13 protein-coding genes and 1 pseudogene are annotated in these 21,327 nt (G+C 71.6%); 8 read left to right on the top strand and 6 right to left on the bottom strand.

Annotation, left to right across the window (positions count from 1 at the left end):
* Positions 1-215: 215 nt before the first annotated feature.
* Positions 216-1,073 carry a LysR family transcriptional regulator gene (locus ABZ454_RS24025; RefSeq protein WP_359540729.1) on the bottom strand — a complete coding sequence of 286 codons (858 nt, stop codon included), beginning with the start codon at positions 1,071-1,073 and terminating at the stop codon, positions 216-218.
* Positions 1,074-1,143: 70 nt separating this feature from the next.
* Here ABZ454_RS24025 and ABZ454_RS24020 point away from each other — a divergent pair, with 70 nt between their 5' ends.
* Positions 1,144-1,875 carry an SDR family oxidoreductase gene (locus ABZ454_RS24020; RefSeq protein ID WP_359540727.1) on the top strand — a complete coding sequence of 244 codons (732 nt, stop codon included), beginning with the start codon at positions 1,144-1,146 and terminating at the stop codon, positions 1,873-1,875.
* A gap of 199 nt (positions 1,876-2,074) precedes the next feature.
* Here ABZ454_RS24020 and ABZ454_RS24015 read toward each other — a convergent pair whose 3' ends face one another.
* Positions 2,075-3,172: a protein kinase family protein gene (locus ABZ454_RS24015; protein ID WP_359540725.1), complete on the bottom strand. Its 1,098-nt coding sequence runs from the start codon at positions 3,170-3,172 to the stop codon at positions 2,075-2,077.
* Between the two features lie 828 nt (positions 3,173-4,000).
* Here ABZ454_RS24015 and ABZ454_RS24010 point away from each other — a divergent pair.
* Positions 4,001-6,679: a carboxypeptidase regulatory-like domain-containing protein gene (locus tag ABZ454_RS24010; RefSeq protein WP_359540724.1), complete on the top strand. Its 2,679-nt coding sequence runs from the start codon at positions 4,001-4,003 to the stop codon at positions 6,677-6,679.
* Positions 6,680-7,027: 348 nt separating this feature from the next.
* On the top strand, positions 7,028-8,089 hold the full coding sequence (locus ABZ454_RS24005; RefSeq protein ID WP_359540723.1) for a LuxR C-terminal-related transcriptional regulator: 1,062 nt from the start codon (positions 7,028-7,030) through the stop codon (positions 8,087-8,089).
* Between the two features lie 163 nt (positions 8,090-8,252).
* Here ABZ454_RS24005 and ABZ454_RS24000 read toward each other — a convergent pair whose 3' ends face one another.
* The 3 genes and pseudogenes from ABZ454_RS24000 to ABZ454_RS23990 all read right to left on the bottom strand — a co-directional run bounded on the left by ABZ454_RS24000 (position 8,253) and on the right by ABZ454_RS23990 (position 10,193).
* Complete coding sequence (locus ABZ454_RS24000; RefSeq protein ID WP_356319388.1) at positions 8,253-8,738, bottom strand: DUF1801 domain-containing protein; 486 nt, start codon at positions 8,736-8,738, stop codon at positions 8,253-8,255.
* A gap of 56 nt (positions 8,739-8,794) precedes the next feature.
* Positions 8,795-9,453, bottom strand: a pseudogene (locus tag ABZ454_RS23995) (glyoxalase).
* Between the two features lie 200 nt (positions 9,454-9,653).
* The gene (locus ABZ454_RS23990) at positions 9,654-10,193 is read right to left on the bottom strand and encodes a CGNR zinc finger domain-containing protein (RefSeq protein WP_356319386.1); all 540 of its coding nucleotides are present in this window, start codon (positions 10,191-10,193) and stop codon (positions 9,654-9,656) included.
* A gap of 149 nt (positions 10,194-10,342) precedes the next feature.
* Here ABZ454_RS23990 and ABZ454_RS23985 point away from each other — a divergent pair, with 149 nt between their 5' ends.
* Positions 10,343-11,605: an MFS transporter gene (locus ABZ454_RS23985; RefSeq protein ID WP_359540721.1), complete on the top strand. Its 1,263-nt coding sequence runs from the start codon at positions 10,343-10,345 to the stop codon at positions 11,603-11,605.
* A gap of 54 nt (positions 11,606-11,659) precedes the next feature.
* On the opposite strand, the gene ABZ454_RS23980 is transcribed toward ABZ454_RS23985, so the two are convergent.
* Positions 11,660-12,277 (bottom strand): ABATE domain-containing protein, encoded by a 618-nt coding sequence (locus tag ABZ454_RS23980; RefSeq protein WP_359540718.1) that lies wholly within the window; start codon positions 12,275-12,277, stop codon positions 11,660-11,662.
* Between the two features lie 86 nt (positions 12,278-12,363).
* Between ABZ454_RS23980 and ABZ454_RS23975 the strand changes: the two genes are divergently transcribed.
* From ABZ454_RS23975 to ABZ454_RS23960, 4 genes are all read left to right on the top strand, one after another.
* A complete protein-coding gene (locus ABZ454_RS23975; protein WP_359540717.1) occupies positions 12,364-13,131 on the top strand; it encodes an MBL fold metallo-hydrolase in 768 nt (255 codons plus the stop codon).
* 417 nt (positions 13,132-13,548) lie between these two features.
* Positions 13,549-16,767 carry a hypothetical protein gene (locus tag ABZ454_RS23970; protein WP_359540715.1) on the top strand — a complete coding sequence of 1,073 codons (3,219 nt, stop codon included), beginning with the start codon at positions 13,549-13,551 and terminating at the stop codon, positions 16,765-16,767.
* Complete coding sequence (locus ABZ454_RS23965) at positions 16,764-20,285, top strand: hypothetical protein (protein WP_359540713.1); 3,522 nt, start codon at positions 16,764-16,766, stop codon at positions 20,283-20,285. The genes ABZ454_RS23970 and ABZ454_RS23965 overlap by 4 nt, the downstream gene beginning before the upstream one ends.
* Positions 20,282-21,319, top strand: coding sequence for a hypothetical protein (locus tag ABZ454_RS23960; RefSeq protein ID WP_359540710.1), 1,038 nt, complete (start codon positions 20,282-20,284; stop codon positions 21,317-21,319). Before ABZ454_RS23965 ends, ABZ454_RS23960 begins: the two co-directional genes overlap by 4 nt.
* The last annotated feature ends 8 nt before the right edge of the window (positions 21,320-21,327 follow it).

Here is a 21,327-nt window from a genome sequence, read left to right as displayed (position 1 = left end):
CGGTGGGCCAGGGCGGGGCTGCCGACGTCGGTGAAGGGGGCCGCCCCGTGCTAGTGGCTCGGCTCGGATTGTCGACCGCGTAATCGGTTCGCCGTCCGGTGCCCGTCGTTCTGCCTCCAGGTGTGATCTCGACGGTGGCCGTGAGGGCGTCCTGGAGTGTTCGCACGCCTGCGAGCATGAGCGAGGGCGCCTCTCACCCCGCGTGTCTCCCCGCTCTACCCGCCGTGGCCCGTCGCCTTGCCCGCGACGGTGGCGGCCGCGCGGACGAAGGCGGCCAGGGCTGGGGAGGTGGCGTGCTCGGGCCAGGCGAGGACGAGCGTGGTGGGCTCGGCATCATCGACTGGGACGGCGACCAGGTCGTCGCGGAGCTGGTCGCGGATGGAGGAGGGGAGGACAGCGACCATGCGGCGCAAGGCGATGAGGTGGAGAAGCTGCCCGAGGTCGTGGACCTCGGGGCCGGGTGGGTCACCCTCAGGTGCGCCCGGCCAGCGCGGCAGGGGCTCCCCGGCGAGGTCGTTCAGGCGAACCCGGGTACGGCCCGCGAGGCGATGCGACCTCGGCATCACGAGAAGTTGAGTTTCGGTCAGGAGGTCCTGGGTGTCCAGGCCGGTGAGGTCGTGGTGGGGGCGGTGAAGCAGGGCGGCGTCGGCACGACCCTCCCGCAGGAAGATCTCACGCTCGCCGAAGCTGCACACCAGCTCGACCGGCAGCGCACCCGGCTCAGCCTGATAGGCGTCGAGGATCGCGGGCAGCAGGCCGCCGTCGCCGCCCGGCTTGATGACCAGGACCAGACGCGGGTCGGCGCGGCCGGCCCGCCGGGTGCGGCGCACCGCGGCCGACGCGGCGTCGAGCACCGTACGGCTCTCGCGGAGCAGGACGGCCCCCGCCTCGGTCAGTGCGACCCGGCGACTGCCACGTTCCAACAGGGCTACGCCCAGCCGTCGTTCGAGCTGCTGAATGGCGCGGGAGAGCGGCGGTTGGGTCATCCCCAGCCGGGCGGCCGCCCGACCGAAGTGCAGTTCTTCGGCGACAGCCGTGAAGTAGACGAGCTCGCGGACCTCCAGTCTTTCCATACCCGCACGGTATCGCTGCGTACCTGGTCGGTGTTGGAACTCCCGGCCGCCCCCGTGGTTGGCTGAACGCATGACAGAAACCACGACTGCCCTGGTCACCGGTGCCAACAAGGGCATCGGGCGCGAGGTCGCAGCCCGGCTCGCCTCGCTCGGCACGAACGTCCTGCTGGCCTCGCGCGACCCGCACCGCGGTGCGGCAGCCGCAGCCGACCTGGGCCCGCGGGTGTACCCGGTCACCCTGGACGTCACCGACCGCGCCAGCGTCCTCTCCGCCGCCCGCTGGATCGAGGAGCGCTTTGGCCGGCTGGACATCCTGGTCAACAACGCCGGCATCTCTGGCGACCTCGCCGCCCAGAGCCCTGGCAGTGTCGAACTGTCCGCTGTACGCGAGGTGTTCGAGACCAACGTGTTCGGCGTGATCAGCGTGACCACCACGATGCTGCCGCTGCTCGCCCGCTCCCCCGCCGCCCGGATCGTCAATGTCAGCAGTGGACTGGGCTCCATCGCCCGGATGACCGATCCCGAGGACTACTTCACAACCCGGCCCCCGTTGGCCGCGTACGTCCCGTCCAAGACCGCGCTCAACTCGCTGACCGTGCAGTACGCCAAGGAACTGCGCAGCCGCAACATCCTGGTCAACGCCGCCGATCCGGGGCCGTGTGCGACCGACTTCACCACCGCGTTCCCCGGCCTCACCCGCACCGCGGCCGACGGCGCGGCCGTGGTCGTCCGGCTCGCCACGCTGCCCGATGACGGGCCGACCGGCGGCTTCTTCGACGAGCACGGCCCGGTTCCCTGGTGAGCTGCCTGTCAGGGAACCGAGGGACGTGGTGGGGGTCAGCCCGGACGGGATGGGCGAGCCGGAGACCGCGCCGGCCCCCGACGGGCCGCAGCGCCCGGGTTACCCGCCGGACCGCCCCGGCAACAGCCGACGGAAGGGTAGCGGACCGTCACACGCTGAGACTCCCTTATTCAGCCCGGCTGTTGGCCGCACAGGCCCATCAGATGAGGGACTTGTTGTCCGGACCGGCGAGCCGGCGGATCGCCTCCAGGGGATACGGGGCCTGCCTGCTCTCGAAGCGGAACGCGCGGTAGTAGTCCGTCATCAGTGCGGCGAGCGCGGCATGTCGGCTGAGGATCTCCGCGACCTGCGGCGCGATGCCTGTCGGCGGATTCCCTTGGGCGCAGGCGCGCACGAATGCGCTGCGCTCGTCGCGCTCGTACCCGTACAAGGCGGTGACGAGCCAGATCACCAGATGGGTGAGGGTGTAGCAGCGGTCGTACGTCCGGTGTGCGGCGAAGAAGCCGGCCTCCTCCTTGGACAGATCGAACCGGGAGGACATCGCGAGGCCGTAGTCGGTGAAGAACAGACGCTTGCCGTCGGTCAGGATGTTCTGGAAGTGGCCATCGAGGTGCAGGAGCCCGCGGGCGTTCATGAAGGAGGTCCCGGCCTCAAGTTCCCTCGTCACCATGGCACATGCCTGTTCGGCCGTCGCATCGTCGGCCTTGACCTGAACGTCCAGCCAGTCGTGCAGGTTCTGCGGGATGTACTCCACGAACAGTGCGACGCTCGCCGAGGAATCCCGCAGCGCCTCGATCCGGTGGCGCACCTGCCGTCCGCCGCCCCAGTAGGCGACAGCCTTCTCCACGTCCGCCAGCTCCTCGGGCAGGGTCTGCCCCGGGTGCGGCAGCACCCGCCAGTGATACATCAGAGGGAAGCCCTCATGATCCTGTGCGAGCACCCAGTTCGTCGTCATGATGTGCACGGCCAACTCCCGCCACGCCCCGAAGCTCGGCCCTGCCGGCACCCCGAGGCCGGGATGACAGAAGGCAGGCAGTCCGAAGAGGTTCGCCGTGGACCGGACGTTCTCCGGCCGCCGTTCCAGATCGGTCAGCGGCAGCCGCTTGACGAAGACCGGGGTCCCGCCGACCTCCAGCAATGCTGAGGTCCCGCCGATCCCGGCGCCCATCGGCGCAGCCGTCTCCACGAGGTCGCGCAGCTCGCGATCACTGCACAGCGCCAGCGATGTGGAGACGGCGCTGTAGGCAGCCAAACGCGCACCACGCGACGCGTCGAAGCCGTCGACGGCTACCTCCATCAAAGCGCCACCCTCTCCGAAGCTCCTGGACGCGCCCAACGGCCATGCACACGGGCCGCGTTGCCCTGCGGTTGGATCTCCGGCCTGACCTGACCTGGCCCGGGCAGGGCAGGGCAGGGCAGGGCATCCAGCATCCGTCCGTGCTCGCGGATCCAGGCACCTATGTGATCGCACTGTACGTGAAGATCAACAACGGGACCGCGTGAACGCGATGCCGCGGCAGGCCGCCCCTGAGCAGAGGCTCGGAGCTGGTCCGTCTCGCCGGGGTCGAGCCCCCCGCACCGGTCTTCGCGACTCGTCCCGCGATCGCATCCACCAGGCCCAGAGGCCAACCCCTGAAGGACTTACGAGCTCGACCACTCAGTCACGGCGATCGCTGCGCGGCCGGCAGCCTGTTCGATGGAGGCCGCGGCTCATCGACACGAGCAAGACCGTAAGGGCGCAGGCGCCGAACCTTCCGGAAACCGAACCGAAACGCGGCTCAGCAAAGCCTTCCCCAACATGGGGAAAGAAAAAGCGTGAACATATCCGGGCCCGTCCGGACGGCATTGCATTTCAGCACCGGACGCATCCGTTCCGCTCTCATTGTGCGTCGCGCGGGACGGCCCGGGCAAGCGCTGTCCGTAGGACATTCGTGAGGCTGCGCAAGTGGGAAGCGTCGCTGTCACCAGGGACGTCGTACCCCTGGGTGCGACATGTGCTCTTAACAGAAGAGCTATTGACACCCCATCGGGATCAGGCGGCTAATAGGTCGTCCGCGCGAATGCGTGAACGAACGATTTCTTATTTCCTCCGCCCGATGTGAGGGCACGTCATGACAGGTGATGCGTGAAAATAGTCAAGCGCGCCGGGGGCACACCCCAGGTACCCCGCGCACTCCGCCGCAGCGCCGCGGTCCTGGGCCTCACTGCCCTGGCACTCCTCGGCGTCCAGCCCGTCGCCCAGGCCGATACCCCGGCCGGGCCCGGTCCCGCCCCCACGGCCCAAGCCGACGCCACCACGCCGACGCGGCCGGCCACCGAGCCCGGAGCCCCCGCCGTATCCACCTCCGTCGAACCCCCGGCCGACGAGCCGGCGGAGGAGCTCGAACCCGTCTGCGGTGCTCCCGCCGAGGGCCGTGCCCGCTGCTACGCGATGCGCGCCGCCGACGAGAAGCCCGTGATGCGGCTGAGCGCGGCGCAGACACCGGCCGGGCTCGGCCCGCAGGACATCCAGAGCGCCTACAGCCTGCCCTCGGACGGCGGCAGCGGGCAGACCATCGCCATCGTCGACGCCAACGACAACCCCAACGCCGAAGCGGACCTCGCCGTCTACCGCAGCCAGTACGGGCTGCCGCCGTGCACCACGGAGAACGGCTGCTTCAAGAAGGTCGACCAGCGGGGCGGCACCAAGTACCCGCCGGCCGACGAGGGGTGGGCGGGCGAGATAGCCCTCGACCTCGACATGGTGTCCGCCGCCGCGCCGCACGCGCATATCCTGCTGGTGGAGACGGACAACGCCGGTCTTGAGAACCTCGGGGCCGGTGTGGACCTGGCCGTCTCGATGGGTGCCAAGTACGTGTCCAACTCCTACGGCAGAAGCGGGGACTCGCCGGCCGACGCGTCGACCTGGGGCGCCCACTACGATCACCCCGGCGTCGCCGTCGTCGCGGCCAGCGGTGACTACGGCTACGGGGTGTCCTTCCCCTCGACCCTGTCCACCGTGACCTCGGTCGGCGGCACGGACCTGGTCGCCGACCCGGACAGCCCCCGCGGCTGGTCGGAGACCGTGTGGCAGCGGGACTTCTACGGTCCCGGCTCCGGGTGCGCCACGTACCAGCCCAAGCCCGACTTCCAGACGGACCCGGGCTGCGCGGGCCGAAGCGTGGCCGACGTCTCGGCGGTCGCCGACAACCTCGCCGTCTACCACAGCTTCGGCTCCACCGGGACGGGCTGGATGCGTTACGGCGGCACCAGCGCCTCGACACCGCTGATCGCGGCCGTCTACGCCCTGGCCGGCGCTCCCCGCCCCGCCACCTACCCCAACTCCTACCCCTACAAGGGCGACGGCGCGGGCCTGAACGACATCGCCACCGGGTCCAACGGGGACTGCGACACCGCCTACCTCTGCACAGCGGTCGCCGGCTACGACGGTCCCACCGGTCTCGGTACGCCGTCCGGCCTGGCCGCCTTCCGCAGTGGGCCGAGTGGCATCCTGTCCGGTGTCGTGACCGACGCGAAGACCGGCAAACCCGTCGCCGGGGCCACCGTGGGATCCGGTGCCGATGTCGCGAGCACCCTCGCCGACGGCAGCTACACGCTGAATCTGCCGGCCGGCACGGTGGAAGGCCTCACCGTCACCATGTTCGGCTACACGACCACCGAACCGATCACCGTGGAGATCACCGAGGGCCAGACCCTGGCCCATGACGTGACTCTCCAGCCGATCCACCGCGTCCACGTCCGGGGGAAGATCAAGGACGGCTCGGGACACGGCTGGCCGCTCTACGCGCGACTCGCGGTCGAGGGTTCGCCCGAGGCCCCCGCGTGGACCGACCCGGCGACCGGCGCGTACGACATCCTGCTGCCCAGGGACGCCGACTACTCCCTGGACGTCACCGCGGTGCTGCCGGGATACGAGGCCGCGACGCGTGAGGTGACGGTGGCCCGCAAGGCCGTGACCGCTGACGTCTCCCTGACGGCCGACCCGGATGCCGCCACCGCCGTCGGCTACACCCAGCAGGTCACCGACCGCACCGAGACGTTCGACTCCACCGTCGCAGCCCCTGGGGGATGGACGGTCACGAACGCCGAAGGCACCAGCAACGGCTGGCGGTTCGACGACCCGCTCCAGCGTGGCAACTACACGGGGGGCAGCGGATCCTTCGCCGAGGTCGACAGCGACAGCGGCCCCTTCGGCCCGCACCAGGACACCTACCTGACCACCGCGGCATACGACCTGTCGGACGCCCAGTCCGCCGAACTCACCTTCGGCACCGCCTATCTGGCCAACATCAGTCAGCAGCACATGACCGTGGACGCCAGCGCGGACGGCGGCGCCACCTGGGCGAACGTCTGGGCCGGACCGAAGGTCACCGGAGATGCGCAGAAGCTGACCGTGCGGGTCCCGCTGCGGAAGTACGCAGGTGACTCCTCCGTGAAGCTGCGGTTCCACTTCGTCGCGAACTGGGGCTACTACTGGGCCATCGACGACGTCAACGTCCAGGCCCGGACGCTGCTGCCCGTCTCCGGCGGGCTCGCCGCCGGCACGGTGAACGACGCGGGCACCGGCAGGGGAGTGGTGGGCGCCACCGTCGCGGACGCCTCCGCCCCGGACGCCGGAGTCCTCACCACGTCCACCCCGGACGACCCGGCCGTAGGAGACGGGTTCTACACGCTCTTCCTGGCCGGACCGGGCCGGCACACCCTCACCGTCGGCGCCTCCGGATACGACACGGCCACCCGCGAAGTCGTGGCGCGGGCCGACCGGGTGGTCACCGAGAAGGTCGCGCTGAGAGCGGACGGCTGATCCTCGGCCCCTTGATCCGCGCCCGTACGCCGATCCCGCGCACGGACGCAAGGCGGCGCCGCACCCCCACAACGGTGCGGCGCCTCCGTGCGGGTGCTGGGCCGGCAGTGCCTCGGCCGATGCAACCCGTGCGTCCCACGGACCGGCGAGGCGGACCGTGCGGAGCGTCCCTGGCGGTGAGCGGAAACGCGGGACGCGACGGCCGGAACAAGACCGCCGACGCTCGTGTTGGCGCAACTGCCCACATGTGCTGAGCCGTCCCGGCGGGCTCACCGTCGGAACCCGTCAGGCTTAGCATCTGCTTGGACCGGCCTTGCGCCGGCCCCGCGCACAGGAGTGTCAGGCCGTATGAACGTCATCCCCGACAGCCCATGGGCGGCAGCAGGCCTGGACGCGATCAGCGGGCGGGTGCTTGAGCATCTGGTGGCATCACCGTCGGCGGACGCGACCACGGTCGCGGAGGCCGCCGGGATCTCGCCGCGCGAGGCCGAGGAAGCGCTGCGGCGGCTGGAACGCGCCTTGCTGGTGGTACGGCTCGACGGGCGGCCGGTGCGCTGGGCCGCGAGCCCGCCGCGTTCGTCGCTCGGAGCGGTGCTGGCCCGCCGCCGGGCGCAACTCGCCACGGCCGAGGGGATCCTGGAGCGGCTGCAGGAGGAGTACGAGGCGAAGTCGGGTCCTCGGGCGGCGCACTTGATGGAGGTGCTGGAGCACGAGGAGGAAGTGTCCGCGCGCTACACCCAGCTCCTGAAGCAAAGTGCTGGGGAAGTGCTGCACCTGGCGAAGCCGCCGTACCTGACGGGCACCGAGATGTCCTCGGGGGAGCTGGGAGTGGAGCCGGGGGTGGTGCTGCGGTCGGTGTACGAGACGGACGGGTTCACCGACGCGGTCTCGCTGGAGACGGCCTTGCACGGTACGGCACGGGGCGGGGAACTACGCCTGGCCTCAGGCCTGCCGGTGAAGCTGGTGGTCTTCGACCGGACGGCGGCGCTGCTGCCGGTGCGCAGCGACCGACCGGAGGCGGGGTCGCTGGTGGTCCATTCCCCCGCGCTGGTGGAGGGGCTGGCGGCGCTGTTCGAGAGCGTGTGGGCGGGGGCCACGCCGGTGTCGTTGGAGAGCCGGGACGACTGGCCGGTGCCGGGCGGGGCGAACGGCCCCGGTGGGGCCGGCGTGCGGGGCCTGGCCGGTCCGGACATGCCCCGGGTCGACGAGCGGACACGTGAGGTCCTCCGGCTCATGGCCACCGGCCTGAAGGACGACTCCATCGCACGGGTGCTGAAGGTGAGCCGTCGCACCGTGCAGAAGCACGTCACCGACGCGGGAAACGCGCTGGGTGCGAAGACCCGATTTCAGATCGCGCTGCGTGCGGCGGACCGGGGGTGGCTGGGGCCGGAGCACAGGGCAGGCGGCTGAGCTCCGCCCCTTCGCCGGTTCGGCGCACGCCGCGTCATGACGGGCAGGTTCGGGTTCAGCTCGGTGGCACCCGGGCCAGGGCGGCAACGCCTGACCGCCGTACGGCCGGGTGGTTGCCGTCCGGCCCCCGCACACACCGGGCCGGAAGGCGCGAACGTGTGTCTCAGCCCGCCGCCTTCTTGATGAGTGCACTGATGCGCTCTTCGTCGGCCGGGGTCAGCTTCGTCAGGGCGTAGGCGGTCGGCCACATGACGCCGTCGTCGAGGACCGCCTGGTCGCTGAAGCCGAGCGTGGCATACCTCGACTTGAACTTCTCCGCGCTCTGGAAGTGGCAGACGACCTTGCCGTCTCTGGCGTAGGCGGGCATCCCGTACCAGAGCTTGGGCGCGAGTTCCGGAGCGGTGGTCTTGATGATGTCGTGGATCCGCTCGGCGAGGGCGCGGTCCGTATCCCGCATCTCGGCGATCTTCGCGAGGACGTCCCGCTCCGCCGCCGCTTCCTTCTCCGCCCGGGATGAACCGCGCCGTGTCGCTGCCTTCTTCTCCTCCAGCGCGTGTTCCTTCATCGCGGCCCGCTCCTCGGCCGTGAATCCGCTGTAGTTCTCGGTGGTCGTGCCGGAGTCTGCGGCGTTCGACTTCGTGGACGGCATGGCAGGGTTCCTCTCGTACGAAGTGGGTCCGGGGAAGGGGAGCGCAGGGCGGGGAGTCAGGACTGCGCGGAGTCCAGCGACGCGGTGGCCTCCCAGACGAATCCGTCAGGGTCGGTGAACGTGCCGGCGGTACTGCCGAGGACGAGGTGGTGGGAGCCGGCGTCGTCGTCGGCGACGCCGAGGTCCTTGGCCAGGGCGCGGCGCTTGTACAGCGCCAGCTTGACGAGGCTGGACCCGCCGGGAAGAAACTCGGCGTACTTCCCGCCGAAGCTCTTGCCCACGGTCAGGCCCTGATCGACGTAGAACTGCTTGGTGGCCTTCACGTCCTCGACGCCGAGCAGCAGGACGACCTCGTCGATCTGGCGGGCTCCGTGTCCTTCCTGGCCGAGGTCGCGATCTTCCAAATCGTCCCGTCGGGGGCCTGCACGACGCCGCCGTACCCCCACAGCGACTTCACGGCCGGTTTCAGCACCGTGGCGCCGGCGTCCACGGCGGCGGCGACGAAGCCGTCCACGGTGGCCGGCCCGGACACGGTGAGTGCCAGGGTGAAGCCACGGAAGCCGGCGCGGTGCGCCTCGGAAGCCCTCAGCTGTATGTACGCGTCCACGCCGAAGGCGCTGTAGAAGCGGCGGGCGGCCTCCAGGTCGGCCACCTCGACGGTGACGGACGCGAGCGAGGTGGGGACTTGGGTGAAAGTGGTGGTGGCCATGAACATCACGCTAGGGCCTGTGCGGCCGCCCGGGCTTCTTGATTCCTGACCGCTCTCGCCACCTGCCGCGCTCCGCATGCCGGCATCGCCACGACCGTGCCGCTTCTCCGCCGGAGATCATGTGCGGTCCTGTGCGGGAGACGGCACCCCTGCCTCCGCTCCCGGCCGGGAGGAAGACGCGCCGGTAGTACTGCCCGCAGGCCTCCTCAGACGGCCTCTCGCTTGCGGGAGGCGTAGGCGCGGGACTTGTTGCGGTTCCCGCAGACCCTCATCGAGCACCAGCGGCGGCTGCGGTTCTTCGACACGTCCCAGAAAGCCCATGCGCAGGTGTGTTCCGCGCAGCGTTTGAGGCGGGCCGCATCACCGGTGGTCGTCAGTTCGTTCCAGGCGATGGCCAACGCGGCCAGGGGCTGACGTTCCGGGGACAGGCCCGCGGCGGGGGCGAGGGGGCCGCGTGCCGTGACGTGCAGGGGATGTGCGGCGAGCACCCGGTCGGCTGCGGCGAGCAGTTGCGGGTCGGGGGTGTCGCCGACGTGCGCGCCCAGCTCCTCCCGGAGGCCGGCGCGCAGGCTCACGTAGTCGGCATGGACGTCCGCGGTGATCTCCCGCGGGTCGTCGAGCAGGCCACGTCCCTTGAGCCAGGCGGAGAGGCCGGCGGGGGTGGCGATCTCGTCGCTCGCCTCCTCCACGTCGACCGTGTTGACGAACGCCTCCACCAGGACGGCCGAGGCCGGCGGCTGCAGCATGCGGGTCACCTCTTCCAGATCACGGACATTCTACCGCCTAACCGTTTTACCGGTTGCGCGGCGGCGCGGTTGTGCGGCAGAGTGCTTTCACCGGCTAACGCGTTAGCCGGTGAAACGCCGAGTGCCGGAACAGACAAAGGGGAATGGTCATGGCCACAGCAGTGCACGAGCAGGCGAGCGCAACGGTGGGGGAAGGGTCGTTACCGGACCGCGGGCGCCGCAACACAGCGGTCCTGGTCGGCTTCACCGCCGCGACCAACCTCGCCGACGGCGTGATGAAGATGGCGCTCCCGCTCCTCGCCGCCCAGCTCACCAGCTCGCCCGCACAGGTCACCGCCGTCTCGCTGACCCTCACGCTGCCCTGGCTGCTCGTCGCCCTGCACATCGGCGTCCTCGTCGACCGCTTCGACCGCCGCCGACTGCTCTGGATCGCGAACGGCATGCGCCTGGCCGCGATGGGCTGGCTCACCTCCTCCGCCCTGGCCGGCGGTATCACGCTCACCGAGCTCTTCTCCGCCGGCGTCATCCTCGGAATCGCCGATGTGGTGGCCTCGACCTCGGCCTCCGCCCTCGTCCCCGCCGCGGTGCCACCGGCAGGGCGGGAGCGCGCCAACGCCTGGATGGTGGGCGCCGAGACCGTGGGACAGGAATTCGCCGGGCCCTTCATCGGAGGGCTGCTGCTGGCCGCGGGAACGGGCCTGGCGCTGGGCCTCATCGGCATCTCCTACGCGGTCGCCGCCCTCGCCCTGCTCCTGCTCGTGGGCCGCTTCCGCCCCGCGGGACCCGCCCCCGACGCGGTTCCCGCATCGGTCAACAGCCGGATCGCCGAGGGGGTGCGCTTCCTCTGGCACGACCAGCTGCTGCGCACCCTGTCCTTGATCGTCGCCGTTCTCTCCGCCGTCTGGGGCGCCTGGCTCGCACTCATGCCGCTCTATGCCCAGCAGGCCATGGGCCTCGGATCCAGGGAGTACGGCATTCTGCTCAGCGCCCTCGGAATCGGCGGCCTGGCCGGTGCGCTGGCAGTGAGCTGGGTGAACCGAGTTCTCGGCGCGCGCCGGGCGATGTTCGCCGACCTGATCGGCACCATCGCGATGGTGGCGCTGCCCGCGCTCACCACCAGCCTTTGGGCAGTGGCCGCCGGGGCCTTCCTCGGAGGCATGGGCGGCACGCTCTGGTCCGTCAACGCACGCACCCTGACCCAGCGCAGGGTGCCGGACGACATGCTCGGCCGCTACGGTGCGGCCTCCCGTCTCTTCAACTTCGGCGCCATGCCCCTGGGTGCGGCCCTGGTCGGCCTGCTGGCCGAACTGGGCGGCATGCGCCTCGCGTTCGGGATCTTCGCGGCAGCGACGGCGATCACGCCGGTACTGTTCGTCAGGAACGTCCCCCGGGCCGAGGCGGCCACCAGGTAGTCATCCCGGGTCCGGTCCCGCGGCGGTGCGTTCGGCCGCGCGGGGTGGTCGGGCTCAGCCGTCGGCGGTCTGTGCGCGGCGGGCGTAGGCGCGGGCCGCGCGGGCGCGGTCGCCGCAGCGGACCGAGCACCAGTGGCGGCGCCCGGCGCGGAGCAGATAGCGGTTGCAGGGCGGGGAGGGGCAGGCCGTCAGCCGTTCGGCGTCCGGACCGGTGAGCAGGTCGGCGGCGTCGGCGGCGAGGATGCCGAGGGCCTGGTCGACGATCTGGTCGATGGGGTGCGGTGCGGTGCGGTGCATGCCGCGGACCGAGTCCCATCCGAGCGGGGCGGCGGTCGGGACCCGGGTGAGGGCGTCGTTGACGGCGGTCAGCGCGTCGGCGGGGGCGGGGCAGCCGTCGACCTGGGCGGCGAGCAGGGCGCGTACCTGTTCGCGCAGAGAGCGCAGACGTGCCGCGCACATCTCCTGCATACCGACGTCCGCGGGGGCCAGGTCGTGGTCCACCAGCCACTGGTTGGAGCCGGAGGGCGTGTCCAGCACGTCGAGGAACTGGGCGCCCGGCAGGGCGATGGCGCTGTTGGCGAGGGCGAGAGCGGGGTAGTGCTCGGCGCCCGGCGCCGGCGGCAGCCCTGGGTCGACAGTGCCGGCGGTGGCGGCGGTATCGGTCTCTCTCACGCATCTCACGCTACAGCTTGCCTTCATCCGTGACAAACGCCTAGGGTCACGGATGAAAGCCAATCTATCCGTGAGGTGGTTCCGTGATGACAGCAACCGGCGTGCCCAGCGAGCAGCTCCCCATCCGTGTCTTCGGCGGTCCGACCGCGCTCATCGAGTACGGCGGGCTGCGGTTCCTGACCGACCCGACGTTCGACGCCCCCGGCACCTACCCGTCGGGGCTGGCCAAGACGGCGCCCGCCTCCGCCGCGCCCGCCGACCTGGGCCGTATCGATGTGGTGCTGCTGTCGCACGACGAGCACGACGACAACCTCGACGCCTCGGGCCGGGCCATGCTCGCCGATGTCCCCCTGATCCTGACCACACCCGGTGGCGCGGGCAGGCTGGGCGGCGCCGCACGCCCCCTGAAGGACTGGGAGCCCATCGAGCTCGACCGGCCCGGCGGCGGCACCATCACCGTCACCGGCGTCCCGGCCCTGCACGGTCCCGGCGAACGCGAGGACCTCGAACCGGTCGTCGGCGAGGTCGTCGGGTTCGTCCTGACAGGTGACGGCCTGCCCACCGTCTACGTCAGCGGCGACAACGCCCAGCTCTCCCTGGTCCGGGAGATCGCCGACCGTTTCGGCCCGGTGGACACCGCTGTGCTGTTCGCGGGCGCGGTCCGCACCGATGCCCTCGATCGCCAGTTGCTCACTCTGAACAGCGCTCAGGCCGCCGAGGCCGCCCGCATCCTGGGCGCCCGGCGCATCGTTCCGGTCCACTTCGACGGCTGGGCCCACTTCACCGAGGGCCGCGAACAGCTCGTGGACGCCTTCACCACCGCCGGATTGATCGACCGCGTGGAACTGGCCTGACCTCGCACGGCCGCTGCGATGCGTCATGAGCTCATCGCAGCGGCCCATTCCGCGGGCCCGGGCCTCACGCCGGCCGGTGCACCGCAGAGAAGCAGACACGCCGGTAGGTGATCTCCAGCTGCGCCCAGCCGGTCCCCTCGATCAGCTGCCCCCTCGCAGGTGCTGTCCGACGGAGGCGACGGTCTTCGTCCCCCTGTTTCCGCCGTTGCCCCAGTCGGGCGGCCTGCGTCGCAGGTCGCCCGAAACGGCATGTCGCCGAAGTGGTTCGCATGCGTGGCGCTGGTACAACGGCCTTCCGACCGGATCTGGGGCGACGTCGACCAGGGTGTCCCGCGACTCAGGCCCCTTGGTCGCGGCCACGGCCGGTGAGTGCCCGCTGTGGGCGTCGGCACACGTGTCGGCAGACGGAGGCGGGTCATGGGCGGATCGGACGGCGCGCTGGTGAGCACCGGGCCGGTGATCAGGCGACTGGAATACGACGGCGGCGTCCTGACCCTCTTCTGGGACGGGCCCGTGGACGCGACCGCCCCGCCGAAGTACGTGGTGATCGTGTCGAGCGGCAGCCTCGATGTCGAGAAGATCTGGGCCGGGGCGGAGACCCGCGCCTCACTGCTCCTCGACGTGACGCCCGATCAGATCCAGCGCGCCCGCATCGCGATGTACACCGTCGGTCCCCTGCCGACGTACTCACCGAAGATCGCGATCGTCACCGACACCGCCACGGTCGAGGGGGCCGAGACGGACCCGGTGAGCGGCGCCCTGACCTTGTCCTGGAGAGCCGCGGACACCGACGAGTTCCTGCTCCGGCTCGTGGTCAACGGCGCCGTGCCGGACCCGGACATGCCTGTCTCCGGCGGATCGTTCGTACTCGAGCAGCCGCCGCCGACGGGCTCTGTCGTGGCGGCCACGCTCAATCGCGTCGGGACCGACGGGGACGCCACGTCCATCGGTCCGGCCGGTCCCGGGTTCGCGGTGCCGACCGAACGGCCCGAACTGATCGAGGCCGCGTACGACGCGGGCCTGCTCTCGGTGGCCTGGACCGCCGTCCCCGCCGCGGACGCCTACCGGATCAGCGTGCTGGACGACGACGGGGTGTTCTGCCCGGCCGTCGAGGTGCGCGCGCCCGCGACGACGGCCGATCTGGACCCTGGCATCACCGACGACGGCACGTACCGCGTCGTCGTCCAGGCCGTCACCGAGGCCGGCTCCGGGCCGCCTTCTGCACCCCTCCGGCTCCGGCTCACCTCCCCGGGCGTCACGCAGGTGAGGTCGGACGGCGCGGCGGTCCTGATCGACGTGGTCCCGCCGGATGTCACACCCAGCGCGTACGACGCCGTGCTGTTCCGCGACGGTGTGCCGGTTCGCCGGGAGACCGTGGACCCCGCGCCGACGCTGTCGCTCGCCGTTCCCGAGCCGGCACCGCGCGGCGCGGCGTACACCGTGTCGGTCCGCGGGCGGGCCGGGCGCTCGGCCGGCCCGACGGTGACGGCCCCGGTCGTGCCGGGCACGCCGACCGTCGCGTCGGTGGTCTGTGACGCGGACCTCGTCGTGACCGCGAGGGCGGGCGAGCTGCCCGGGGGAGTGCCGATCGAGGCGGTGCTCTACGTGGACGGGGTTCCGGGCGTTCCGCAGCAGGTGGACTCGGACGGCACCGCCGTGTTCGATGTGCCGGACGGCGCCGTCGCGGTCGCCGTCCGCGGGGTCGACGGCGTGGCGACCGGGCCGTGGTCCGTGCCGCTCCCGGTGCTCACCGAACCGGCCGGCCTCACCCTCGCCCGCGCCGGCGGCGGACAGGTCTTCCTCGCCTGGAGCGGGCCGTCGGACGGGACGTTCCGCGCCGCCGTCGGCGACACCGCTCTCCTGGTGCACGGGCAGACCGCCGAACTGCCGCTCACCGCGGGCGTCGCCACGGTCGCCCAGGTGCGCGGCGTAGTGAGGGGGCCGGTGAGCTCCCTCGACCTGGTCACAGCCGGGCCGCGGCTCACGGGCGTGACCGTCGGCGCCGGTCGGACGGTGACCCTCGTCCGGACGTCGTCGCAGTCACCGACGCTGACCGGTGTGCAGCCCGTGGTGCGCTGGGACGGCACCGAGGTCGAGCTCGAGGCCCAGCCCGCCGCCGACGATCCGATCGTCCTGACACTGCCGGACGGCATCCCCAACACCGCCACGATCGCCCTGCGGGGACTGGCCGGGGTCGCCGTCGGTCCCCCCGGCGAGGCGGCCGTACTGCTCACCGCCGCACCCACCGGCGTCACGGTGGCCTACGACGGTGCCGAGCTGCGGGTGTCCTGGGACGCGTTGCCCTCCCCGCTCGTCGACGGATACCGGGTCTGCACGGTGGTCGACGGGACGCTGACCCCCCTCGGGGACGCCGCGGCGACCTCGGGCTGCTGGCAGGTGGAGATCACGGACGACTCCACCACGGTCGTCGTCCGGGCGCTCGCGGGCCCCGCGGCCGGGGCGCCGTCGGAGCCCGTCCCGGTGTTCACCGAAGCCCTGTTCGTCGGCCCTTCGTACGTCGCGCCGCAGTGGGGGCCCGTCCTGACGGCGACCGACATCACCCTCGGCCTGCCGGAGCTGTTCACGACCCCCCAGACCGACGGGGCCGACCTTCCGCTCGACCTCGTCCTGACGCCGGCCGACGGCGGGCCGTACGCGTACGCGTTGCTGATTCCGGCGACCAGCCCGGTGTGGAGCTTCACCGACCGCCCCGACGTGATCGCCGGGTGGGCCGCGCTGCTCGCCCAACTGCAGCCGCTCGGCATCACCCCCTACGGTGTCGCGGCACTCACCGAGGCGGTGTCGCGGTCGATGCCGCAGACGTTCGACGAAACCCTGTACTTCGCCTACGGGCTGCGGTTCGACCGCGGTTACTTCGATCTGCGCCCGGGCATCGTGCTGCGCGTCGAGTACGAGGGTTACCAGATCGCGCCGGGCGCCCAGGGCAGCCCGCTGTCCGGTTTCGTCACGGCGGGCGTCGCCGACTACGAGGTGGCGTCCTACGACAACTCGGGCACCTGGACCAACAGCCCGGACGCGTTCCTCGCAGGGCTCACGCAGCGCAACGGCGTCGACGTGCCGAACCCGTCAGGCCCGGACAAGGGGCAGCTGTACGGCGGTGGAGGCGTGTTCGACCTGTTCGCGAAGGCTCTGCGGTTGCCGTACGCGCGCCTGGTCTACCCGAGGACACTCCTGCCGACGACCTCGCCGGGCTCGTCGTGGCCCCAGCAGAACGCCGTCCTGCTGGCGGCCGCCACGCTCGGCGCGCTGGACGCGGCCACCGAGAACGTCCGTCGGCAGGACCCGCCGGGCGGTGGCGTCGCCGCGGCCTACCTGCGCGGTCGCGCGGTGGTCCGCGCGATGGTGCGGATCAGTGTGAACGGCGCGTCCCGGCTGGTACCGGTGGGGACGACGCTCGGCAACGTACTCGCGAGCGAGGGCCGTCGGCCGTCGGCCGTCGCCGTGCCGCTGAACGGGGTGCGGATGCACCGGCCCCGGACGGCGGCGGCGTCCTTCGACGGGGCGCGCGGCGACCGGCCGGTCGTCCCGGGCTGGGACCCACGCGACCCGGCCGCGCTCGACCTGCCCCTCCTGCACGGCGACCGGCTCGACCTCACCCCAGGCCTCGGCCGATGACCGAGCCCACGTTCACCCGCGCCGGGGACACGCCGCTCTACTGGGCGGACCCGGCGGACCACGTGGCGGCCTTCCTCGCCTCCGACCCGGCAGCGCTCGGCGACCGGCCGGCGCTGACGGAGACGTGGGCGGACGACCGCGGCACCTACGTCTTCCTCGGGGAGCCGGCTGCGGACTCGGCGGGGTTCCTGGCAGCGCTGCGGACCTGGATCGACTACTACGCGCCCGAAGGCCCACCGCGCTTCCTCTGGGTCCCCGACCCCACGGCGCCGCCGACGGCGTGGGTGACGACCGTGCTGACCTGCCGGATGGACCCGGGCGGGGCATGGGTGGCGGACGGGGCGACCTTCCTGCTCGCCGACTACGAGCTCGCGTCGGCCGGGGGCGGGGTGATCGCTCCCGCCGGCACCGAGGCGGGCTGGGGCTTCGCCGTCGCCGACGGGGCCGGCCGGTCAGCCGCCACGCTGTATTCGCCGACGGCCAGGTTCCCCGCGCGACAGATGACCACGCTGCTGAGCATGGAGGCGGGACACACCGGTGCGTGGCGATTCGTCATCGACGCGCCGGCCGGCGACGGCGACGTGTTCGCCGGGCTCGGCGCCGGGCTGCGCTTCTTCACACCAGGGGACGACGGCGTCGTCAGGACCGTCCGGTTCGGCGTCGTCCGCCAGCCGGAGGACGTCGGCCTGGTGTTCCACGCGCAGATCGATCCGCTGCGGCCGCTGGACGGTGAGCGCACCTCGCTGGGCTTCTTCGCGCGCACGACGGGCGAAGGCGATCCTCCGGCGCTGCCGTCCGGGTACGCCACGGTGCTCGGCCACGGCGTGGACCTGCGTCCGCTGAGCACCGGAGGGAGCGCCGCGAGCCCGGCCCGGCTGGTGTTCGGCATCGCACCGTACTTCTGCGGCGAGGAGGCGAACGCCGGATACCACATGATCCCGGACGGGCCGTTCGCCGTCGGGGCCGCGACCGCGGCGCCCCGCGTCATCTGCGGCATGTCCGGTCTGGAATACCTCGGCCTGCCCGCCGAGGGCTGCACGCTGACGTTCCTGCCGGGGAAGCCGGGCTACGCGCCGCTCGGCCCGGACCGGACCGGCACCGCCTCGCTCACGACGCACGGCACGACGTCGTGGGTCTCGGTCGGGCCAGGCGCGGACACCGGCGGCGTCACGTACTACAGCCAGCCGGAGGACGCGCCGCTCTACACGGCCGGGGAGACGACGGCGGCCGGCGGCGTCGACCTGCTGGACTTCTGCGAGGTGCCGGCCGCGACACCGGCCCGGACGCCCTTCCCGATGGCGCCGTTCCACGGTCTCGCCGAGGACGTGGTCGCGGCCGCGGTCGAGGTCGAGCAACGGGCGATCGCGCCGACCCGACGAGCGGTGCTGCTGCCGGGGGAGGGGAGCGCGCCCGCCGCGGACGCCCAGGAGACCGTCGCCGTGACGCCTCAGGGACTGGCCGTCGGACTGGCACCCGACTTCAGCTGGCGCTGGCTCGGCATCGGCCACGCCGGCGACCCGGCACCCAGGCCGGACCTGCGGTTCACCGGGGTGACCGGCCCGTTCCGGCAGGCGATGCAGACCAACGACCTCTTCCTGGTCCTCGGCGACCCGGAGGAGTTCAACCGGTTCGGCTCGGTCGCGTACGAGCTCACCACGGCGACGCTCCGCATCATCGCCACCATCCCCCCGGATCAGGGCGGCGTGCCGGACAAGGTCCTCGACGCGGTACGCGACGCGATGCACGACACGGGGTACGACACGCGAACCGCGTTCGTCACCGCGCTGGTCGAGGCGTGCCCCGGGATCACCGACGCCCAGCAGCGGGTCTTCCTCCGGTACGGCGGCCGGCTCACCCCGGTCGCCGGGGGCTGGCCGTTCCGGCTCTCCCCGGACAACTGGCGGGAGTCGACCTTCCTCATCGTCAAGTTCGCCCTGGGGCGCAGCATCGCCGAGCTGACCGCGGACGTGTCGACCTGGGCGTGGCCCTCGGCCGCCTCGCGCACCGGCCGGCCGGCCGACGCCCAGGCGGCGATCCGCGGCGTCGTCGAGGAAGCCCGGAAGGCGCCGTCCGGGTCGCCCTACGCGTCGTTCCTCCAGGTCGTGGACGACCCGGACTGGACCGGAGTGCTGGCCCTGTCGGCGGAGGTCCCGCTCGACCAGCTCCCCGACGAGCTCCAGGTGCTCGCGTCCGGCATCGACCCGGCGCGGTTCGCCGCGCACCACTTCGGACTGACGCTCACACCGTTCCGGTCACAGGACGGGCGGCTGCTCTTCGAACGCTCGGCGATGTTCGGGCTGATCGATTACCAGAACCCCGAGGACCAGTACTTCAGCGAGAACGTCCCCTACGCCTTCCGCGTGCTGCAGTTGACGGTCGGCGTGCGCAACTCCGTCGTCACGACGTTCACCAGCAGGGCCGAACTGCTCGTCAACCGCCTCTTCGGCGGCCCCACCCAGTTGCTGCCCACCACCCACGGGAACAACATCATCCTCGACGGCGCGCTCCAGCGCCAGCGGCTGCCCGACGGCACGACGCACGACACCTACGTGTTCTCGATGGCCGAGCAGAACACCTTCCTGCTCGACGGACCGGTGCTCGGGAGCGTCGAGCTGCTGTCGACCCAGCTCGTCACCGCGAAGGCGTCGGACCCGGGGTCGGGCAGGGCGACCGTCGACGCCGTCTTCCGGCTGGCGGGCAACCTGCGGTTCCACGAGCCGGAGCGGTTCGACCCGTTCTGCTGGGGCATGGACGCGGCCGGGCAGGACGGCTACCTGCGGTTCGGTGGCCTGGCGATCACCATGTCGTTCGACCTCGGCGATCCGGCCGGGACGACCCGGTTCGCACTGCAGGACGGCAACCTGTCGTTCGACGCGGCGAACAGCAAGCCACGCGACCGGTCGCTGGCCGCCCGCTTCCCGATCCGGCTGAACGGACTCGTCGCCACACCCGATCCGGAACTCGTCACGGGCGCGCCACCACCGCCGCAGACGCCCGCCGACCTGGGCTACGTCTCCGCCACCGCCCCGCTCGACCAGGCGGTGCTCGCCCAGCCCTGGTACGGCCTGGACTACACCGTGGACCTCGGCACGCTCGGCGCGCTCGCCGGGAGCAGGGCGCTCGCCGTCCAGGTGCTCGTCGCCTGGAGCCCGGGGGCCGGCGACACCGCGCCGGGCCTCTACCTGGGTGTGCGGCTGCCCGGCGCCGACGGGCTGCTCGGGGCCGGCCTGCCGTTGCAGGGCGTCGTCACCATGGGCTTCCGCTCGGTCGAGTTCCTCGTGGCCGAGGAGCCGGACGAGCGGACGTACACGCTCCGGCTGCGGGACTTCGCGCTGCGGCTGTTCGGCCTGGCGTTCCCGCCCGGGCACAACGACGTGATCCTGTTCGGGAACCCCGACCAGGGCGGCGCCTCGAAGGTCGGCTGGTACCTCGCGTACGCGTCGGCCGCCGACCCGAAGCGCCCGCCGCCACCGCCGGTCCGGGCGGCGCTGCGCGCCGGCGGGAAGGGACGACCGTGAAGATCCCATCGATCGAGGGGGATCAGAATCCCCTGACCGTGGTGCGTCTGCTGTGGTGCGGCCAGGGGATGACCGCGCTGGTCGAGATCTACAACGACGGCGTGGAGAAGAAGGAGGCCGACTTCCTCGGACTGGTCAACTGCGGCGGTGACAGCCTCTACGCGGATGGCGCGCTGGATTACATCACCGAGAAGGTCGAGGCCAGGCACCTCAAGCTTCTCAACCTCGTCGTCCTCACACGGCTGGACGCCTCCCACACCAGTCTCCTCGACGATCTCGGCGCCCGCCTGCAGAACATCGGTGCCCTGGGGCTGTACGCCTTCATCGCCGGAGGCAGGAAGGACATCCCGGACTCCGTCGGGACGTTTCTCACGCGTCTCGGGTACCAGCCGCACGATATCGCGTTCGCCTCCGAGGGGCAGTCCAGCTACAGCACACCGGGCATTCCCGGCTGGATCGGCGAACACAACGGCACCTACTTCCGCATCCTGGCGTCGAACCAGAAATCGGTCGTACTGGTCGTAGACAACGGCAGGTTCTCCATCGTCACGCCGGGTGAACTGACGCCCGAAACCTTGGAGGGCACCAGGAAGCTCGGCACCCTGAAGGGCCTCCTGTCGCCGGTCTTCGCCCTCGTGCTGCCGGAGGACGAAACGCTCGCCACCGCGGTGAAGAACCACCTCTCGAGCCCGACCGCGACCGGCGATGCCGAATGGGAACTCCTCACGTGGTTCGCGGGAGAGATCAGCCCCGCCAACATCGGGGTGAGCGCCGGCCCGCAGAACCCCTTCCACCATCCGATCGCGCAAGTCATCGAACTGTTCTCCGCCAACCTTCAGGAGGACGTGCCGCACACCTACGTGACGTTCGTCCTGCCGACGCCGGGCGACCCCGCGAAGAATTTCTCCGGGTGGATCATCAAGCCGACGGAGCTCGGGATCCGGAGCACCGTCGCGGAGCTCGGGACGGGCGCCCCTTACCGCGAGATCAAGTACGTGTTCACGCTGCGCCCGACGTCGGTCGAGAAAGCGTAGGAGGTCCC

This window comes from Streptomyces sp. NPDC005803 (genome assembly GCF_040630435.1).
Taxonomy (GTDB): Bacteria; Actinomycetota; Actinomycetes; order Streptomycetales; family Streptomycetaceae; genus Streptomyces.
This window is presented reverse-complemented; position numbering and strand designations above follow the sequence as displayed.